The organism is Streptomyces angustmyceticus, assembly GCF_019933235.1.
Taxonomy (GTDB): domain Bacteria; phylum Actinomycetota; class Actinomycetes; order Streptomycetales; family Streptomycetaceae; genus Streptomyces; species Streptomyces angustmyceticus.
In genome coordinates this window covers 5,182,950-5,200,348 of record NZ_CP082945.1, presented here as the reverse complement: position 1 = coordinate 5,200,348, position 17,399 = coordinate 5,182,950, and the positions used below count along the sequence as shown (strand labels likewise).

Sequence of the window (17,399 nt, the reverse complement as noted above, 5' to 3'; positions counted from 1 at the left end):
GGACGCATGACCACCGAACCGACCCACCTCGCCGACCTCACCGCCACCCGGCTCGCGGCCGGGTACGCGGCCGGCGAGTTCTCCCCCGTCGAGGCGGCCCGGGCGGTGCTGGAGCGCGCCGAGGCCGCGCAGGCCGCGACGAACTGCTTCACCCGGATCGACGCGGACGAGGCGCTGTCGGCCGCGAAGGAATCGGAGGAGCGCTGGCGGGCCGGTGCGCCTGCCGGGCCGGTGGACGGGGTGCCGGTCACCGTCAAGGACCTGATCCTCACCCGGGGCGCGCCGACGCTGCGCGGTTCGCGGACGGTGCGGGCCGAGGGGCCGTGGGAGGAGGACGCCCCGTCGGTCGCCCGGCTGCGGGAGTCCGGGGCGGTCGTCGTCGGCAAGACGACCACCCCGGAGTTCGGCTGGAAGGGCGTCACCGACAGTCCGCGGCACGGGGTGACGGGCAATCCGTACGACCCGGGGCGCACCGCGGGCGGCTCCAGCGGCGGCAGCGGGGCGGCGGTGGCGCTGGGCGCCGGGCCGCTGAGCCTGGGCACGGACGGCGGCGGGTCGGTCCGCATCCCCGCGTCGTTCTGCGGGATCTTCGCCCTCAAGGCGACCTACGGGCGGGTGCCGCTGTATCCGGCGAGCCCGTTCGGGACGCTGGCGCACGTCGGGCCGATGACCCGGGACGCGGCGGACGCGGCGCTGATGATGGAGGTGATCTGCGGCGCGGACTGGCGCGACTGGTCGCAGCTCGGTCCGGTCGGCGGCTCGTTCCGGGAGGCGCTGGCCGGTCCGGTCTCCGGGCTGCGGGTGGCCTACAGCCCGTCGCTCGGCTGGGACGTGCCGGTGGCGCCGGAGGTGGCGGCGGCGGTGCGCGGGGCCGTCGGCACGCTCGCCGGGCTCGGCGCGTCCGTCGAGGAGATCGACCCGGGCATCACGGACCCGGTGGACGCCTTCCACACGCTGTGGTTCAGCGGCGCGGCCCGGGTGGTGCAGCACCTCGACGACGCGGAGCGGGCGCTGCTCGACCCGGGGCTGGCGGAGATCTGCGAGCGGGGCGCCCGGTACAGCGCGCTGGACTATCTGGCCGCGGTCGACGTCCGCATGGCGCTCGGTCAGGCCATGGGCCGCTTCCACAGCGCGTACGACCTGCTGGTGACCCCGACCCTGCCGATCACCGCCTTCGAGGCGGGCGCCGAGGTGCCGGCCGGGTCCGGCCACACCCGCTGGACGGGCTGGACACCGTTCACCTATCCGTTCAACCTCACCCAGCAGCCGGCCGCGACGGTGCCGTGCGGGGTGGACGGCGACGGGATGCCGATCGGCGTCCAGCTGGTCGGCGCCCGGCACGCGGACGCCCTGGTGCTGCGCGCCGCGCACGCCCTCTACGAAGCGGGCACCGCGGAGATCCCCGCGCCCGCCGCCCTCGGGGGATGACCGCGCCGTTCCGCCGCCCGTCCGTGGGACGGGCGGCGGGGCGTGGACGGTGCCCCTGCTTTCGGCCGGGCCTCTAGGCCCGCCGGAAGCTGAGGGTCTCCCCCAGGGCTCCGGCCCGCCACAGGTCCTGGCAGGCGTCGGCCATCCGGTCCAGGCCGTCGACGACGCTGCCCCACACGATGCCCGGCACCCAGCCCGCGTCGCCGTTGATCAGCAGGTTGTTGCGCTCGTAGAACAGCGCGAGGTCGACGACGGTGGTGCGGCCCTGGTGCTGGGCCTGCGCCTCGTAACCGTAGGACTTCGTCCCCAGTTGGGTGTCGGTGAAGGTGAAGTAGCACAGATCGCCGGGGATCGGAGTGATCGTCGGATTCTCCAGCGGCGGTTCCTCGGGAGCGAACGGCGCGAGCAGGGCGTAGATCTCGTTGCGGGCGTATTTGGCGTGAAAGACGTCGCCGCCGAGCGGGAGCGCGTCCCACACGGCATTGCAGGTGATCGGCGCGCGGTCGTCGAGCAACTTGGCCGTGCAGCTCACGCCGCGCTTGTCCAGGGAGACTTCGATGAAGCGATCGGTCATGTGCCGATCGTAGGTGGGCAATACCGGCGTACGGAACAAGTCTGAGGCGGTTACATCAAGGGCCGGAAACGATCGGCATATATGCCTGGCGTTCGGGGTAGCCGCGCGCCCATGGCTCCACCACAGGAGAACACACAAATGATCAAGAGAAGATCGGCCGTTGGTATCCGGCGGCGAACGCTGCTCGCGGGGGTGGCGGCGCTCGGCGCGGCGGGTGCGATGGGGGCGGGCACGGGCTGCTCCCGGGTCGACGTCTCCGGGGCGACCGGGGGTGGACACCAACTGGAGGACCTGCGGAAAAAGGGCACCGTCCGGATGGGCATCGCCAGCGAACCGCCCTATGCCTCCATCAACAGCAAAGGCGAACTCACGGGTGAGGCCCCCGCGGTCGCCAAGACCATCTTCCGCCGGCTGGGCATCAAGAACTTCGAGCCGGTACCGGTCGAATTCGGCGCATTGGTGCCGGGTCTGCATTCCTTCCAGTACGACGTGATCGTCGCCGGAATGTTCATCAACAAGGCCCGTTGCGCGGCCGTCCTCTTCTCCGACCCGGATTACGAGAGCAAGGACGCCTTCCTCGTCCTCAAGGGCAACCCGAAAAATATCCACTCCTATGCGGATATCGCCAAGGGGCATTACCGGATGGGTTCCGGTATCGGCTACGCGGAGATCGACTACGCGGTCGGCAACGGCGTCAAGAAGGATTCGATCCAGACTTACGGCGACCAGATCGCCGGTATGGAGGCCCTGGAGGCCGGCCGGATCGACGTCTTCGCCGGCACCGCGCTGACCATGATCGAGGCACTGAAGACCGGCGCCCACCCCAAGGTCGAGATGACCGCGCCGTTCACGCCGGAGGTCGACGGCAAGCCCCAGCGCGACGGCGGCGGCTACGGCTTCCGGATCGGCGAGACCAAGCTGCGCGACGCCTTCAACCGCGAGCTGCAGAAGATGAAGAAGAGCGGCGAACTCCTGCGCATCGCCCGGCCGTACGGCTTCACCAAGGAGTTCCAGACCGACCTCACGGCGAAGGAGCTCTGTAAGAAGTGACCGGCGCCCTGTGGGAACTCTTCTTCGAAGGTCTCTGGATCACCGTCCAGTTGATGGTCTACAGCGCCGCCCTGGCCGCCGTCGTCGCCTTCAGCATCGGCCTGGCGCGCACCTCGCGGTTCTGGATCGTCCGTTTCCTGTCCGGCGTCTACGTGGAGTTCTTCCGCGGCACCTCGGCGCTGGTGCTGATGTTCTGGCTGTTCTTCGCCCTGCCGCTGCTGGGCTGGCAGCTGGTCGGCATCTGGGCGGGCACCCTGGCGCTGGGCCTGTCGTACGGCGCGTACGGCTCGGAGATCGTCCGCGGCGCCGTCCAGTCGGTGGCACCCGCCCAGCGCGAGGCGGCCATCGCGCTGAGCTTCACGCCCTGGCAGCGGCTGCGGAAGGTGATACTGCCGCAGGCCGTCCCCGAGATGATGCCGCCCTTCAACAACCTGCTGATCGAGCTGCTCAAGGGCACCGCGCTGGCGTCGCTGCTGTCCATCGGCGAGCTCACCTTCCAGGCCAAGCTCGCCCGGCTGTCGACGGGCCAGAGCGCCCAGATCTACGGCATCATCCTCGTCCTGTACTTCGCGGTGGCGTTCGTGCTGACCCGGATCATGCGGGTGCTGGAGCGCCGCGCCAAGGCCTCGGTCGGCCGGGCGGTGCCCAAGGGCGAGGGCTGGTTCTCCCGCAAACTGCCCGTCGAGAAGCAGGGCCCCGAGGCGCTGGCCACCGGAGGAAAGCCGTGAACAACTGGTCATGGAGCTACGTCGGCGAGATCATGCCCGACATCCTCAAGGGCCTCTGGATCACCGTCCAGGCGACCGTCTACGGCTCGCTGGTGTCCTTCGCGCTCGGTCTGGTGTGGGCCCTGGCGCTGCGCTCGCGCAGCCGCTGGGTGACCTGGCCGGTGAGCGTCTTCGTCGAGTTCATCCGCAACACCCCTCTGCTGGTGCAGCTGTTCTTCCTGTTCTTCGTCCTGCCGACCTGGGGTCTGGCCTTCGCGCCGCTGACCACCGGCGTCATCGGCCTGGGCCTGCACTACTCGACGTACACCTCCGAGGTCTACCGCGCCGGCATCGACGGGGTGCCGGAAGGCCAGTGGGAGGCCGCCACGGCGCTGAGCCTGCCGCGCCGGCGGACCTGGACCGCGGTGATCCTGCCGCAGGCCTTCCGCCGGGTGGTGCCCGCGCTGGGCAACTACGTGATCGCGATGTTCAAGGACACACCGCTGCTGGCCGGCATCACCGTCGCCGACATGCTCTTCCAGGCGAACAGCATCAGCGCCACCACCTTCGACTACCTGGAGCCGATCACCGTCGTCGGCATCCTCTTCGTGGTCATCTCCTACCCCACCTCCCTCCTCCTGCGAGCCCTGGAGCGTCGCCTTGTCCGCTGACCACACCCCCTCGGAAGAAACGGCCGGCCCGGCGGACACCTCCCGGACGAAGTCCGCGGAAGGCACCGAGCTGATCCGCTTCGACCACGTCACCAAGCGGTTCGGGACCCACACCGTCCTGGACTCCCTGGACTTCACCGTCTCCTCCGGCAAGCACGTCACCCTCATCGGCCCCTCCGGCTCCGGCAAGACCACGATCCTGCGGCTGCTGATGACGCTGCTGAAGCCGGACGAGGGCACGATCAAGGTCGGCGGCACGTACCTGACGCACGAGGAGAAGGGCGGCAAGCTCGTCCCCGCCGGGGAGAAGCACATCCGCGAGGTCCGCAAGAACATCGGGATGGTGTTCCAGCAGTTCAACCTCTTCCCCAACATGAAGGTGCTGCGGAACATCACCGAGGCGCCGGTGCACGTCCTGGGGATGGAAAAGGACGCCGCCGAGGAGCGGGCCCGCGAACTCCTCGAACTGGTGGGCCTGACCGCGCACCTCGACAAGTACCCGACCCAGCTCTCCGGCGGCCAGCAGCAGCGGGTCGCCATCGCCCGCGCCCTGGCGATGCGCCCGCAGGTGCTGCTGCTGGACGAGGTGACCTCGGCGCTGGACCCGGAGCTGGTGGCCGGGGTGCTCGACGTCCTGCGGGACATCGCGCACACCACGGACATCACCATGCTGTGCGTCACCCACGAGATGAACTTCGCCCGGGACATCTCCGACGACGTCCTGATGTTCGACGCGGGCCGGGTCATCGAATCCGGCGCCCCGGAAAAGATCTTCTCGGAGCCGGAGCACGAGCGCACCAGGGAGTTCCTGAGCGCGGTGCTGTGAGCCGTGCGGTGAACGGCGGCCGTTGGGCACGGGGTTCGGGTGGTGCGCTCCCGAGAGGGTGCACCACCCGCGCCCCTTTCGCGGAACCGGCCACGGATATGGCCGGTTCCGCTCCCTCCGCGACCCCTCTCCCCCGCCGCACCGGATGCCTCGGCGCCGTGGGGCGCACAGCGCCCGGCCATCCGGGCCCCATGACCTTGGCATATGCCAAAGACGCAAGCCCCAGTACAGAAACGCCAAGCACGGCTCTTTTCAGTCAAGACCCCCTCCCCCAAGGGCGGTTGACCGCTATCGTGAGTCCCACGCCGTTGTCGGGACCGACCGCGCAAGCGCCGGCCGCGACCGCCGACGACCGTCATGCCGCAAGCGGTAACAACCTGCTAGGGGGACACCGTGGCGCTGAAGCCCGAGCCGACCGCGCCGTTCCATTCGGTGCAGTACGCCCTTCGCGTGCTCGAAACGATCTCCAGGCACGCCGACGGCGTGACCGACGCGCAGATCGCCCGCGAAACGGGCCTGCCCCCGGGCCAGCTCGCCCACATGCTGTCGATGCTCCGCCGCGAGGGCTATGTCGAGCAGGTCACCGACGGCGCGTACGTCGTCGGCGCCTCGCTCCTGCTGCTGGGCACCGGCGGCGACCGCGACCAGGCCCTGCGCGACAAGCTCCAGCTCACCCTCGACCACCTGCGCGACTCGGTCGGCGCGGCGGTCTACATCAGCCGGTACATCGACGGCGAGGTGAAGATCCTCCACTACGCCGACGGACCGCTGGCCCCCAAGGTCAACGAGTGGGCCGAATTCCACCGGACGGCACACGCCAGCGCGGTCGGCAAGTGCCTGCTGGCGCAGCTCGACCACGACGGCCGCAAGGACCACCTCTCCCGCCACAAGACCGCCCGGCTCACCTCCCGGACGATCACCAACGAGAAGGTCCTGTTCCACAAGCTCGACAGCCAGCCGCCCACGGTCCCCGTCCTCGACCTGCAGGAGTACGCCGTCGGCACGGTCTGCGCGGCCGTACCGATCACCGCCGGATCGACGGTCGGCTGCCTCGCCCTCTCCATGCCGCTGGAGCACGCCCACCGCCTGCGCCAGGCCGCCGACACCCTCAACCGCCAGGCCGCGCCGGTACTGCTGTCGCTGGCGATCTGAGCGGGGCGCCCTGCCGCCCACGGGCCCGGACCTCGCGTCCGGACCATGTGGCCGGAACCGTCCGTCCGGCAGGCCGGGCGGGGGCGGCCGGGACCGTGCTGCGCCGCACGTCGCCCTCTGCCGCCGCCGTGGTCATGAGCACCCCTCTCGACCGGGTAGTATTTCTTTCGTCAGCGCGCGCCGCTAGCTCAGTTGGTTAGAGCAGCTGACTCTTAATCAGCGGGTCCGGGGTTCGAGTCCCTGGCGGCGCACGTATCGAGTGGGCGTTTCCGGTTCTCCGGGAACGCCCACTTCGTTGTTGCGGCCTGGTGTGCCGCCGTGGCCGGCGGGCGGCCGCCGCGGGATCGCCGGGCTCGGTGATCATCGCGCCGGGCCGGGATCACCGTCCCAGGAGAGCGGTCCGGTCGTGGGCGCGGTACAGCGCCAGCAGGGCGGTGCGGTCCGCGGTGGTGAACGGGCGGTAGGCGCGGCCGGCGGGGTCCGCGGAGCGGGCCGGTGCGGCGGGGTCCGCGGCGGCCACCGGGGACCACCAGACCGGGTCCGGGCACTGGAACCCGGCCCGTCGCAGCGCGACCCGGTGCACCTTGTGGGTGGCGGTCACCGGCAGCGCGGCCATGGTCCGTACGAACCGGGGCGCCATCTTCGTCCCGAGGTCGGGCTGGGCGGCGAGGAAGGCCACGAAGCCGTCCGGATCGAACGCGGCACTGTCCCGCAGCGCCAGGGCCGCCATGACCTGGTCCCCGGCGACGGGGTCGGGCACCGCGTACACCGCCACGCCGGCGGCCGGGGCGTACCGGGCGAGGATGTTCTCGATCATCGCGGCGGCGAGGTTCTCGCTGTCGACCCGCAGCCGGTCGTCCGTGCGTCCCACGAAGTGGAAGAAGCCCTCGGTGTCCCGGAAGAAGAGGTCACCGGTCCAGTACCAGCCCGCGCCGGCCCGGCCCTCGCCCCGGCCTCGGGTGCGGGCGGCGGTCGCCTCGGGGTTGCGCCAGTAGCCCTCGAAGGAGCTGCGGCCGCGGTTGACCAGCTCCCCTATCGCCCGCTCCCCGTTCAGCAGCCGGCCGGCCGGGTCGAGCCGGCCGCGCGGCAGCTCGTCGCCGGTCTCCGGGTCGACGACGGCGAGATCGCCGCCGGGGGCGTCCCGGCCGATGGCGCCGGGCGGGGTGTCCGGTGTGCGCTGGATCGCGGCGCCGCCCTCGGAGGAGCCGTACCCCTCGATCAGGCGGACGCCGAACCGTTCGGCGAAGCGGGCGGCGTCCACGGTGCCCGCCTCGGTGCCGAACCCGCACCGCAGCGAGTGGTCCCGGTCGCCGGGGGCGGGCGGGGTGGCGAGCAGGTACTGCACGGCCCGGCCGACGTAGGTGAAGCAGGTGGCCCCGTAGCGGCGCACGTCGGGGAGGAAGGCGGAGGCCGAGAAGCGGCGGCGCAGCGCCACGGCGGCGCCGCCGGCGAGCGCCGGGGCCCAGCCGGCGATGACGGCGTTGCCGTGGAACATCGGCATGCAGAGGTAGTGGACGTCGTCCCGGCGCACCCCGAGGTACCCGGCCAGCGAGTGCCCGGCGGCGGCCAGCCGGCCCTGGGTGCAGACGGCGGCCTTGGGAGCGCCGGTGGAGCCGGAGGTGAAGTAGAGCAGCATCCGGGAGGCCGGTGTCGGGGCGCCGGCGCCGCCGCGGCCGCCGGCCGTGATCTCGTCGGGCGTCGCACCCTCGTACGGTGCGAGCAGTTCCCGGTGGGCCGGGTCGTCCACGACGAGGATCCGCTCGGGCGGGAGCGGGAGGCCGAGGCCGGCCAGCAGCGGGAGCTGGGCGCGTTCGGTGACCAGCAGCGCGCAGTCGGTGTGGCGGATGTCGCGGGCGAGCTCCGGCCCGCGGCGGGTGGGGTTGATCCCGGCGACCGCGGCCCCGGCGAGCGCCGCCGCGCTCAGCCACAGCGGGTACTCCGGCACGTTGCCGAGCAGCACCCCGAGGTGCGGCGGCGCGTCCCGCGGCAGCAGCTCCCCCAGCAGCGCGGCCCGCGCGGCGGCGCCGCCCGCCAGCTCGTGGTGGGTGAGCACGAGATCCCCGTACATCGCCCCCACCCGGTGATCGCCCCACTGCGCCCGGACGAGTTCCGCGACGGTGGAAGCGCCGGAACTGCCCCGCGCGCTGGTGCCGTTGGGTGCCATGGCGCCGCAGGGTAGCTGACGTTGCGTCAGATGGGGAGGGGATGGCGGGGGCGTCGGGGATGGGGGCTTCTCGGGAAAGGGGGCCTCCCCGGAGGGGAGCGGGGAGGCCCGTGGGGTGGTGAGTGGTGGTGAGTGGTGGTGGTGAGGTGGGGGCGCGTGTGGCGTGAGCGGCGCCCCGGGGGACGTCAGGAGAGGTCGACGTCCGAGCAGGCGTAGAAGGCGTTGCCCGTGTCGGCGATGTTCCAGACGCCGAGGATGAGGTGGCGGCCGGATTTCCGGGTGGGGACGGTGCCCTGGTGCTGAACGGTCTCGCCCGGCCGGGTGCCGCCCATCGGGACCGTCATGAACGGCTGGGGTTCCAGGTCGGCGCGGGTGAGCGGCTTGCTCGGGTCGTAGCCGTCCTTGGTGATGAAGTACTCGAAGTCCGTGGTCGCGTGGCGTGCCGTCAGCCGCCAGGTGAAGGTGTAGCCCTGCCCCGGGGAGAGCTTGGTGCCGGGCCACTTCCCGCCGCGCGGGTCGTCCAGTTGGGCGAAGTTCCGCTGCCCGCCGGAACAGATCCTGCCGTCCGCCGGGCCGGCGGCCGGGAAGCCCTTGGGGCCCTCGACGCTCTGCGGTTCGTACTGGATCGCGCCGCAGTTCTTGACGGTGCCCTTGGCGCAGAGGGCCTGGCGGCTGGGGGGTGCGTCGCTGTAGCCGTGGCTGGAAGCGCTGCCCGTCGAGAGCAGGGAGACGCCGACGACGCCCAGACCGATCACGGCAGCACTGACTTTTTTGCGCATGCTTCGCTCCTGAAGAACGTGGGGGAGTTCCGTGCCGGAGAAATGCAGTGCACTGCGATGCCGAACCTGCGGTCTAGACCAAGCCCCAGCGTAAGGGTGCGGTATTGGACATGTCCATACCAATGCTCGGGGTTGGTGACCGGCGTGGGGAGGGGGTAGGGAGGGGCCTGGGAGGCGGCGACAGGCCGGGGGATGGCTGGATTGACGCCCCCGGACGTCGCAGGCCGGGCTTGCCCCGGGGGTCGGGCCGGTGGGCCGGTGGGCCGGCGGCTCAGCCCGGGGCTGGTCGGGTGCGCGTCACGCCGCCGCGGTGAGCGGGGGCGCGGCGGGCCGGGCGGCGGCCTGTACGAGCGCGGTGTAGGTGCGGCGGAGGGCGATCAGGGACTCCTGGGCCTCGCGGTAGACGGCAGCATCGGGGCCGCCGCGGTGGGCGAGGGTGCGTACGGGGGCGCAGTGGCGGTCCATCGCGCTGAGCCAGGCGCGGTGCTGCGCCGGGAGATGGCGGCGCAGCAACTGGCGCCTGCCCTCACCCATCCGGCGTCCGCCGATGCCGAGCACCGCTTCGGCCGCCTGGAGGACCGGCGGCTCCAGCGCGCCCTGTTCGGCCAGCGCGCCGAGCACCGCACGCTGCTGCGGCGTGGCGGGCGCGGCCGTCAGATCCGTCGCCTCGGCGAGGAGCTGGGCGCGCAGCGCGTGCTGGACGCGGACCAGGCGGCGCAGCGCCGTCGGGGTGGAGGAGTCGTCGGGCGACCGGCCCGCCAGGGTTTCGGCGAGCCGGAAGAGCCAGATCCCGTGTGCCTCCAGGCGGGTCGCGGCCAGCATGAGCCGGTCCAGACGGCTGAGCGGCTGCCCCTCCGGGGCCCACCGGACGATCGGCACGAGCACCTCGGTGCGGGCCAGTTGGTCGATGGGGATGTGGCGGCGGGGCTTGCGTTCGGGGACCCAGTTGTGGAGCGCGAGGGTGGGCAGGGCGACGAACTGATCGTGGTCGATGCGGTGCGCGATCGCCGCCCACAGGTCGAGGAACGCCTCGTCGGCGACCTCGCGGGCGGCCGGCGCCTGCGGGTCGAGGCCGCACCAGCCGCAGGAGACCGCGATCACCGCGATCCGCATGGCGGCGGCCTCCGCGTTGCGCAGGGAGAGGCGGGAGACCCGCTGCCGCAGGGCGGACAACTCCTCGGCACGATGGGCGCGTTCGACGAGCGCGACGGCGGTCTCCCGGTCGGGCGCGACGGCGGCCGCGCGCGCCATGGCGTCCAGCCGGGTCCAGGTTCCGATCATGGAACGGACGGGCGGCCGCTCGGGCAGGAAGCCGTGGGTGCAGGGGTCGTGCGGGGTGGCGGAGGTGGCCGGGGTGGCCGGGGTGGCCGACGGCATGCCGGGCGCGTCGGCGGATATACCGGTGCCCGGAGCGGTCGCCGGCTCCTCCGTGGGCGCGGTCGCGCTCGCCGGCCCGGTCGCACTGGCCGGTCCCGTCGCCGGTACTGCCCCGCCCGCCGTCGCGCGCCTGGCCGCGGGCACCTCCGCGGGTCCGGCCGCGCCACCGGTCACCCTCCTGGCGGCGGGCGCGGTCCCCGGCGCGGCCGCGGCCGGGTGCGTCGCCGCGCTCGGGTCCGGCGTCGCACCCATGGGCGTGGTCGCACCCGTGGGCGTGGTCATCGTGCCGGTCGTCGTCGTGCTTGCGCTTGTGGTCGTGGTCATGATCGCCCTGTCCCCCATCAGCACTTCCCGGCGAACAGCCGGGCCAGGTGGGTGTCCATGTCGAGATAGCGGTCCTCATGGCCGGGCGGGACAATCGCCGTGGTCTGCTCCAGCCAGGCAGTCAGCTCGATCGCGCGCACCGACAGCTCGCACACGCTGTCGTCGGTGGACAGCTCGATGTGCACGCGGCGCGATGCCCCCGGTCGGCGGAAGGGCCACACCCGCACGTCCCCCTCACCTGCTTCGTCGTGCAGCCCCGCCAGCAGCAGATCACGGGCGAACAGCCAGGTGGCCACCTTCTGGCCACGACTGATGAACGCGACCTCGACCTCGTACGGGCGGTCACTGCGATAGCTGAACCGGCCGGCCACCGGAACTGCTTCGTCCGGCCCGAGGAGGAGCTGCATCTCAAGGGTGCGCTTGGCTGTCGACACCATGACGATCAACCTTTCCGACGGAGGGGCGAGTCCCGGGGACCCGGTCCGGGGCGCGCGTCCTGGCAGACGTTGCTGTGGAGGGTGGGGTTGCAAGAGGGCGAGGAGGAGTGACGGACGCCATGGCCCGGCACCCCCGGGCGTGTTCCGTTCTTCCGTCCCGACGTTCGCCCCAGCCTCTCAACCGGCAGGGCATATCGCATGTTGACGGGGCAACTGGTGATCTACCGACATGGACGCCATGAAATCGATCCTCACAGATCACGGCGGGCCGGCCGCCAGTCGAAGGTCCCCGGACGCAGGGACTTTTGCCTCATATGGGGTGAACCTTTCGTGCGGTATGCCGGGCCGGACGGACGTCGCGGTGGGTGGCGTGGGTCACGCGGGCCGGGCGCGCGGGGCGGCGCGGGCGGCGGTACGGAGCACCCCTGGAATTCGTGTAAAGTTCTCCAGGTCAGCGCGCGCCGCTAGCTCAGTTGGTTAGAGCAGCTGACTCTTAATCAGCGGGTCCGGGGTTCGAGTCCCTGGCGGCGCACGTAGGACTGAGGCCCCTCGCCATGCGGGGGGCCTCAGTCGTGTGGTCGGGGCGCGCGGCCGCGTCACGTGGTCCGGTCACGCGGCCCAGGCACGCGGTCGTCCGGACGGATGACCAACCAACGCACCCCGCCCCCGCCGATCTCGCCCCTTACGGCACCCCCTCACCTCGGCCGCTCAGGCCCCCACTCCTCCCACCCCATCGCCCGCTCGGCGGCGGCCCATCCGGCCGCTTTCCTTGCGATCACAAACGGTAATTGCCCGATCGCGCACCGATGAGGTGGACGAGCCCCTCTTCCTTTCCCGCGAACCCCCACCCCGAAGCCCCGCTGTTCCATCGCCCCGCCCCTCCCTCTATTCCGGGCCCGCCCGGACCGGACCGCGGCCGGCGACCGCCGCCCCCACCACCAAACCGGTGACCGCGCCGTCACGCAGGGGCATCGAAATGCCGGCGGCGAGGCCCGCAGAAGAAGCACCCCGGCACTCCCCCGTCGGTCACCGCCATCCGAGACGAAACCGCGGGGATTACCCAGGGGAATAGCCACACCTTCGGCCAAATCGGCGTACGCGGGGGTAACTTCACCGGAGTCGGCAAACGAGGCGGACTCGCCACGGATCAGCCGCTCCCCCGCCCCGTCGGCGAATTCCCGCGGGCGCCGGTCCGCGTCGCACCCGCGCCGCCCTCAAGTGCCTTGACCTGCCTGTTCGTTCGGGTCGCAGCGGCAGCCGCACCCTCCTCCAGGCGCCGGTCCGCACCCCCGCGAAGGGGTGCCCGACTTTGCCGGTTGACGGTCGATCGGTGCGGGCAATACCCCTACGGGACGGCCCCCTTTACGCGCCGGATTGCTCCGGACACCCAGAGCCAGGACACCGCAATCATTGCCCCGATATCCGCTGACGGCGGGAAAATTGACGGTAGTTCCGTATCAAAGCGATGTGCCCAGCGCCACCCGCGGCCCCGTCTTGCGCACTCTCGTACACAATTCCCTGGACAACTCTTGCCATCAGGACGGTCGTTAGGGACCCTGACCTGGTAACTCGGCGAAATGAGGACCGCATCCAGCCGAGTGGGAACAGCCGGGCACGCCGGATGGCGTGATGTGAACACGGGGAAATCGCCGCTTGGCAGGATCGCGGCAGCGTTGCATACGCAACCGGAGGACGGCCGCCAACCGTCCGACGGTGCAGGCGGCCGACAGCAAAGCGCCCGAGTCGGTCGCGGGGGACCGCGGACTCGGGCCATCAGCACAGACGGCACGCAGCAGGTGCTGCGTGCGGGGGGATGGACTCATGACGTCGCCGCCTGACGGCTCCCGGCCGCAGCGCCCGTACGACCCGTCGGCCACAACGCGCCTGCGCGTGCCGCGCCAGCACTGGCAGCGGCGCCTCCAGCGCAAGCCGCTGCCGCGCTACGACTACGAGCACTACAGCCGGCTGGCCGGTCCGCTCACCCGGCCCGACCCGGACAAGCCCTATCAGGTCCGCTACCGCTCGCTGCTCGCGGACGAGCCGCACCGCATACGGGCGGCCCTGCTGCTCGGCGCCGCGCCGCTGGTCTCGTTCGGGCTGCTGGTCTGGCTGATGCAGCCGAGTCACTGGACCGAACGCGACTACCCCGCCTACGACTTCCTCCCGGCGCTGGACGTCGTCATGCTGGTCTCGATCGGTCTGATCGAGCTCTTCCGGTGCATGAACGTGCTGTCCAACGCCCATGCCACCCTCGTCGCCCGCGACCCCGTGCCGGTCATTCCCGAGAGCGGCACCCGCGTCGCCTTCCTGACCTCGTTCGTGCCGGGCAAGGAACCCCTCGCCATGGTGACGAAGACGCTGGAGGCGGCGGTCAAGATCCGGCACCGCGGCCTGCTGCACGTCTGGCTGCTGGACGAGGGCGACGACCCCGAGGTCAAGGAGGTCTGCCGGCGCCTGGGCGTCCACCACTTCAGCCGCAAGGGCGTCCCGGAGTGGAACCAGCCCAAGGGCCCGCACCGCGCCAAGACCAAGCACGGCAACTACAACGCCTGGCTGCAGGCGCACGGCGACGCCTACGACTACTTCGCCTCCGTCGACACCGACCACGTCCCGCTGCCCAACTACCTGGAACGGATGCTGGGCTTCTTCCGCGACCCGGACGTCGGCTTCGTCATCGGCCCGCAGGTGTACGGCAACTACGACACCTTCGTCACCAAGGCCGCCGAGTCCCAGCAGTTCCTCTTCCACGCGCTGATCCAGCGGGCCGGCAACCGCTACGGCGCGCCGATGTTCGTCGGCACCTCCAACGCCGTACGCATCAGCGCGCTGAAGCAGATCGGCGGGCTGTACGACTCCATCACCGAGGACATGGCGACCGGCTTCGAGATCCACCGGCACCGCAACCCGCGGACCGGCAGGAAGTGGCGCTCGGTCTACACCCCGGACGTGCTGGCGGTCGGCGAGGGGCCCACGGCCTGGACCGACTTCTTCACCCAGCAGCTGCGCTGGTCGCGCGGGACGTACGAGACGATCCTCAAGCAGTTCTGGAAGGCGCCGTTCAGCCTGCCGGCGGGCCGGCTCTTCAACTACACCATGATGGTGATCTTCTACCCGATGTCCGCGCTGAACTGGATCCTGGCGGCGCTCAGTTGCGCGCTGTTCCTGGGGCTGGGGGCGTCGGGCGTGGAGATCGACCCGGCGGTGTGGATGATGCTCTACGGCAATGCCTCGGCGCTGCAGATCGGCCTGTACATCTGGAACCGCCGGCACAACGTCTCGCCGCACGAGCCGGAGGGCTCCGGCGGGGTCGCCGGCATGGTGATGTCCGCGCTGTCCGCGCCGATCTACGCCCGGTCGCTGTTCGACACGGTGCTGCGCCGCAAGAGCAAGTTCGTGGTCACGCCGAAGGGCGACTCCTCCAGCCCGGACACCCTCTTCGGGACGTTCCGGGTGCACCTGTTCTTCCTGCTCGTCTTCGGCGGCTCGCTGGTCGCGTCGTTCGTGCTGGGGCACAGCCATCCGGCAATGGTCACCTGGGCCACGCTCGCGATGCTGATCACCGCCGCGCCGATCATCGCCTGGCGGGTGTCCGTACGGCGCGAGGAACGCAAGCGGAGGGAGGCGGCCGGCGGGGCGGGAACCGCCGCCGGGCAGGCGGGGGGCCAGCCGGCCGATCCGTCCGCCGACCCGCCCGTGGGCTCTGACCAGGCTCGCGACCAGGCCCATGGCCAGGCCACCGACCAGGCGGCCGGCCGCCCCGCCGACCCGGCCCTTCCCGCCGAACAGACCCTGCAGATCGCCCTTGGGGGACGTCACACATGAAGTACCGTCCGAGCCGTCGCACCCGCAGAGTGACGATAGCGACGGCCGTGGTGCTCGCGCTGGCCGCGATGAACGGGCCGGCCCTCTACAGCTTCGCCTCCGCGCAGTACCACCAGTACGAGATCAACAAGCCCGAGTACAAGGCGGCGAACGGCCACTGGGACGCCGTCGACGTGCCGGACAAGTACCGCATCAACACCATCCACGCGGCCCTGCTGCACACCGGCAAGGTGCTGCTGGTCGCGGGCTCCGGCAACAACGCGGCGAACTTCAGGGCCAAGTCGTTCCGTACGGTCCTGTGGGATCCGGAGAAGAACACCTTCAAGAACATCCCCACGCCCAAGGACCTCTTCTGCTCCGGGCACACCCAGCTCCCGGACGGCAAGCTGCTGGTGGCCGGCGGCACCCAGCGCTACGAGAAGCTCAACGGCGACGTGAAGAAGGCCGGCGGCCTGATGATCGTCTACAACGAGGACCCGGACGGCCCGAAGACGTTCCCGGCCGGCACGCTGTTCACCGGCAAGAAGAACGGCAAGACCTTCGCCTCCAAGGACCCGGTCGTGGTGCCCCGCGCGAAGAAGAGGACCGACCCGGCGACCGGCAAGGTCACCGTGGTGCACAGCGAGGCCCGGGTCTACGTCGAGGCCCTCAAGGACGGCCGCTCGCACTCCACCGGTTCCCAGGACAACTACCGCATCCACGGCCTGACCGGCGCGGACGCCCACAACTTCTACGGCATCGCGCAGAAGTTGTCGTTCGACAAGAAGGACTTCCAGGGGATCAAGGACTCCTTCGAGTTCGACCCGGTGGCCGAGCGCTACATCCCCGTGGACCCGATGAACGAGGCCCGCTGGTATCCGACGCTGACCACCCTGCAGGACGGCAAGGTCCTCTCCGTCTCCGGGCTGGACGAGATCGGGCAGGTCGTCCCCGGCAAGCAGGAGATCTACGACCCGAAGACGAAGAAGTGGACCTACCTGCCCAAGCGGCGCTTCTTCCCGACCTACCCGGCGCTCTTCCTCACCGACCAGGGCCGGATCTTCTACACCGGCTCCAACGCCGGCTACGGCCCGGACAACGTCGGCCGCACCCCCGGCATCTGGGACCTGAAGTCCAACAAGTTCCAGGTCGTGCCCGGGATGAGCGACCCGAAGATCCTGGAGACATCGATGTCGGTGCTGCTGCCGCCGGCCCAGGAACAGCGGTACATGGTGCTGGGCGGGGGCGGTGTCGGCGAGGACCCGAAGTCCACGGACAAGACCCGCATCGTGGACCTGCACGCCCCGTCGCCGCGCTTCAAGGACGGGCCGCCGCTGTACGCGAAGGCCCGCTACCCGAGCAGCGTGATCATGCCGGACGACACCGTGCTGACCACGAACGGCTCCGGTGACTACCGCGGCCGCAGCGCCTCCAACGTCCTCAAGGCGGAGCTGTACGACCCGTCCACCAACTCCGCCCGCGAGGTGGCCGATCCGCTGGTGGGCCGCAACTACCACTCCGGTGCGCTGCTGCTGCCCGACGGCCGGGTGATGACCTTCGGCTCCGACTCGCTCTACGCCGACAAGGACAACACCAAGCCGGGCGTCTTCCAGCAGCAGATCGACCTCTACACCCCGCCCTACCTCTACCGGAAGTCGCGTCCCGAGCTGACGGACAAGGGCCCGAAGACGCTCTCGCTCGGCAGCAGCACGGCCTACGCCGCCCCGCACGCGGCCGGCATCAAGAAGATGCGGCTGATGCGCCCCGGCTCGTTCACCCATGTCACCAACGTCGAACAGCGTTCGATCGCCCTGGACTTCACGGTGGCCAAGGACGGAAACGGGGTGACGGTCACCCTGCCCAAGGACCCGTCGCTGGTGCCGCCCGGGTGGTACATGCTGAACGCGGTCGACGGGCACGGCACCCCGTCGAAGGCGGTGTGGGTGAAGGTCACGGCGGGGCGCGCGTAGGCGCCGCCGCACGCCACAGCGGGCCGGGAGGGGCCGGGAGCGGGAGGGCTTGCCTCGGGTGAGCCCTCCCGCCGTGCGTGAAGGCAAACCGCCGGCGGTCGGTGTGGGCGCGACGGCCCGGGCCCCGACGCGGGAGCAT

The 17,399-nt window shown here is 71.1% G+C and carries 13 protein-coding genes and 2 tRNA genes; 10 read left to right on the top strand and 5 right to left on the bottom strand.

The annotated features are described in order from the left end of the window. The first annotated feature begins 6 nt into the window (after positions 1-6). Positions 7-1,428: an amidase gene (locus K7396_RS23340; protein ID WP_086721862.1), complete on the top strand. Its 1,422-nt coding sequence runs from the start codon at positions 7-9 to the stop codon at positions 1,426-1,428. Positions 1,429-1,501: 73 nt separating this feature from the next. On the opposite strand, the gene K7396_RS23335 is transcribed toward K7396_RS23340, so the two are convergent. After that, positions 1,502-2,002, bottom strand: a complete 501-nt coding sequence (locus tag K7396_RS23335) for a DUF3830 family protein (RefSeq protein WP_152104450.1) — start codon at positions 2,000-2,002, stop codon at positions 1,502-1,504. A gap of 138 nt (positions 2,003-2,140) precedes the next feature. On the opposite strand from K7396_RS23335, the gene ehuB reads away from it, so the two are divergent. From ehuB to K7396_RS23305, 6 genes are all read left to right on the top strand, one after another. After that, positions 2,141-3,052 (top strand): ectoine/hydroxyectoine ABC transporter substrate-binding protein EhuB, encoded by a 912-nt coding sequence (gene ehuB / locus K7396_RS23330; protein WP_174886874.1) that lies wholly within the window; start codon positions 2,141-2,143, stop codon positions 3,050-3,052. Then, positions 3,049-3,780 carry an ectoine/hydroxyectoine ABC transporter permease subunit EhuC gene (ehuC, locus tag K7396_RS23325; RefSeq protein WP_086721291.1) on the top strand — a complete coding sequence of 244 codons (732 nt, stop codon included), beginning with the start codon at positions 3,049-3,051 and terminating at the stop codon, positions 3,778-3,780. Before ehuB ends, ehuC begins: the two co-directional genes overlap by 4 nt. 32 nt (positions 3,781-3,812) lie before the next feature. Continuing rightward, positions 3,813-4,430 (top strand): ectoine/hydroxyectoine ABC transporter permease subunit EhuD, encoded by a 618-nt coding sequence (gene ehuD, locus K7396_RS23320; RefSeq protein ID WP_233476786.1) that lies wholly within the window; start codon positions 3,813-3,815, stop codon positions 4,428-4,430. Continuing rightward, the gene (ehuA, locus tag K7396_RS23315; protein ID WP_373866896.1) at positions 4,420-5,256 is read left to right on the top strand and encodes an ectoine/hydroxyectoine ABC transporter ATP-binding protein EhuA; all 837 of its coding nucleotides are present in this window, start codon (positions 4,420-4,422) and stop codon (positions 5,254-5,256) included. Before ehuD ends, ehuA begins: the two co-directional genes overlap by 11 nt. A 393-nt stretch (positions 5,257-5,649) precedes the next feature. Further along, the gene (locus K7396_RS23310; RefSeq protein ID WP_086721293.1) at positions 5,650-6,408 is read left to right on the top strand and encodes an IclR family transcriptional regulator; all 759 of its coding nucleotides are present in this window, start codon (positions 5,650-5,652) and stop codon (positions 6,406-6,408) included. Between the two features lie 177 nt (positions 6,409-6,585). Beyond that, positions 6,586-6,659: transfer RNA gene (locus K7396_RS23305), tRNA-Lys, on the top strand. A gap of 128 nt (positions 6,660-6,787) precedes the next feature. Here K7396_RS23305 and K7396_RS23300 read toward each other — a convergent pair. The 4 genes from K7396_RS23300 to K7396_RS23285 form a co-directional block, all read right to left on the bottom strand. Beyond that, the gene (locus tag K7396_RS23300; RefSeq protein WP_152104453.1) at positions 6,788-8,572 is read right to left on the bottom strand and encodes an AMP-binding protein; all 1,785 of its coding nucleotides are present in this window, start codon (positions 8,570-8,572) and stop codon (positions 6,788-6,790) included. A 185-nt stretch (positions 8,573-8,757) separates the two neighbouring features. Next, the gene (locus K7396_RS23295; RefSeq protein ID WP_086720921.1) at positions 8,758-9,351 is read right to left on the bottom strand and encodes a lytic polysaccharide monooxygenase auxiliary activity family 9 protein; all 594 of its coding nucleotides are present in this window, start codon (positions 9,349-9,351) and stop codon (positions 8,758-8,760) included. 297 nt (positions 9,352-9,648) lie between these two features. Continuing rightward, on the bottom strand, positions 9,649-11,052 hold the full coding sequence (locus tag K7396_RS23290; RefSeq protein WP_223660174.1) for a hypothetical protein: 1,404 nt from the start codon (positions 11,050-11,052) through the stop codon (positions 9,649-9,651). Positions 11,053-11,069: 17 nt separating this feature from the next. After that, positions 11,070-11,489: an SsgA family sporulation/cell division regulator gene (locus K7396_RS23285; protein WP_223660173.1), complete on the bottom strand. Its 420-nt coding sequence runs from the start codon at positions 11,487-11,489 to the stop codon at positions 11,070-11,072. Positions 11,490-11,947: 458 nt separating this feature from the next. Here K7396_RS23285 and K7396_RS23280 point away from each other — a divergent pair. From K7396_RS23280 to glxA, 3 genes are all read left to right on the top strand, one after another. Further along, positions 11,948-12,021: transfer RNA gene (locus tag K7396_RS23280), tRNA-Lys, on the top strand. 1,289 nt (positions 12,022-13,310) lie between these two features. Continuing rightward, positions 13,311-15,311: a glycosyltransferase family 2 protein gene (locus tag K7396_RS23275; protein ID WP_086720435.1), complete on the top strand. Its 2,001-nt coding sequence runs from the start codon at positions 13,311-13,313 to the stop codon at positions 15,309-15,311. Beyond that, positions 15,308-17,260 carry a radical copper oxidase GlxA gene (gene glxA / locus K7396_RS23270; protein WP_086720436.1) on the top strand — a complete coding sequence of 651 codons (1,953 nt, stop codon included), beginning with the start codon at positions 15,308-15,310 and terminating at the stop codon, positions 17,258-17,260. Before K7396_RS23275 ends, glxA begins: the two co-directional genes overlap by 4 nt. The last annotated feature ends 139 nt before the right edge of the window (positions 17,261-17,399 follow it).

Coding starts and splice junctions, on each gene's coding strand:
- K7396_RS23290 (WP_223660174.1), bottom strand. CDS start 11,052: ATGACCACGACCACAAGCGCAAGCACGACGACGACCGGCACGATGACC.
- K7396_RS23340 (WP_086721862.1), top strand. CDS start 7: ATGACCACCGAACCGACCCACCTCGCCGACCTCACCGCCACCCGGCTC.
- glxA (WP_086720436.1), top strand. CDS start 15,308: ATGAAGTACCGTCCGAGCCGTCGCACCCGCAGAGTGACGATAGCGACG.
- K7396_RS23295 (WP_086720921.1), bottom strand. CDS start 9,351: ATGCGCAAAAAAGTCAGTGCTGCCGTGATCGGTCTGGGCGTCGTCGGC.
- K7396_RS23285 (WP_223660173.1), bottom strand. CDS start 11,489: ATGGTGTCGACAGCCAAGCGCACCCTTGAGATGCAGCTCCTCCTCGGG.
- K7396_RS23335 (WP_152104450.1), bottom strand. CDS start 2,002: ATGACCGATCGCTTCATCGAAGTCTCCCTGGACAAGCGCGGCGTGAGC.
- K7396_RS23275 (WP_086720435.1), top strand. CDS start 13,311: ATGACGTCGCCGCCTGACGGCTCCCGGCCGCAGCGCCCGTACGACCCG.
- ehuD (WP_233476786.1), top strand. CDS start 3,813: ATGCCCGACATCCTCAAGGGCCTCTGGATCACCGTCCAGGCGACCGTC.
- K7396_RS23300 (WP_152104453.1), bottom strand. CDS start 8,572: ATGGCACCCAACGGCACCAGCGCGCGGGGCAGTTCCGGCGCTTCCACC.
- ehuB (WP_174886874.1), top strand. CDS start 2,141: ATGATCAAGAGAAGATCGGCCGTTGGTATCCGGCGGCGAACGCTGCTC.